Annotated in this window: 1 protein-coding gene and 1 pseudogene; one reads left to right on the top strand and one right to left on the bottom strand. The window is 47.0% G+C overall.

Annotated features, from left to right (window positions below):
* Positions 1–901 (bottom strand): histidine kinase dimerization/phospho-acceptor domain-containing protein (locus R8269_RS23725; RefSeq protein WP_318222717.1); only part of this gene is annotated, 901 nt, incomplete at its 3' end.
* 68 nt (positions 902–969) lie between these two features.
* Between R8269_RS23725 and R8269_RS23720 the strand changes: the two are divergent.
* A pseudogene (locus R8269_RS23720) lies at positions 970–1,143 on the top strand (amino acid ABC transporter); the annotation flags it as partial.

Here is a 1,143-nt window from a genome sequence, read left to right as displayed (position 1 = left end):
CGAGGATGTCATCAATAATGGTCATGAGCGATTGCGATGAGTTATCGACGATCTCCACAAATTCTTTTTGCTGCGGATCGAGCTTAGTATCACTAAGCAGCGACGCCACACCAATAATGCCATTCATAGGGGTGCGAATCTCGTGGCTCATGGTCGCGAGAAACTCACTTTTCTTGCGATTGGCGACTTCCGCCTTATCTCGCTCGGCTTCTAACTCGGCTTGATGCTCACGCACTTTTTGCACGCTTCGATTGTATTTTTTCGCCAACAAGCTGACTTCATCAAAACACCAACGTTTGGGCAGCGTGACCGTACTCGGCGCATTACCGCCGCTAAAATCACTCACCGCACCGGAAAGCAACTGCAAAGGATTCACCAATAAACGGAAGGCAACCCACAACACCCCAACCATCAACAACAAAATTTTTATCGCTTCTGTCGTGAGCAGAAAAAAGAACTGTTGCCATAAATCTTGATAGACGGCGCTAAGATCAGACTGCACAGTCAGCTCTGCGAGCTCAAACGTTTTTTCACCCACACTAAACTGCATCGGCCAACGCCTCTCAACCACATCTTGCGTGATTTCTGTTCCGAGCTCGATGATAACTTCGTCTTTGGTAGCAATGCGTAGGTAATCCACAGAAGGCAAACGCATCGCCCCCAGCGCTTGGGTGAGTAACAGCTCACGGTCTTCAACCCACAAACTGGCTGAAAAGCTGGAGAGGTAGCTCGACTCCACTTGTTTTAAGTCGGTGTCGAGATGGGACAACTCTTCTTGAAAATCACGATATAAACTGATGGCAGAAATGACTAACGTAAAGATCAAACTCAACGTTAAAACCGCCAGCATAAGCTGGTTACCGATACTAAACCGGCGTTGAGTTCGCTCTTTTACATCCATATGAAATCACTCCGATAATCTTGCGCTACTCTAAATATAGTCGTGAGCAAATAATAATCGAGGATAGGATGAAAGGACTTCTACGTGTATTGGCTTTTAGTTGTATGGCAGTCAGTGCAGCGACCGCCGCTGAAGAGGTGAATTATTACGTTATCGCCGACCAAGCAAGGCCATTTCAAATCGAACAACAAGGACAACAACACGCCGGGATCGTGACGGATATTGTGAACGCGATTTTTGCC

The sequence above is a fragment of the Vibrio sp. Vb0667 genome (genome assembly GCF_033391095.1).
This window is presented reverse-complemented; position numbering and strand designations above follow the sequence as displayed.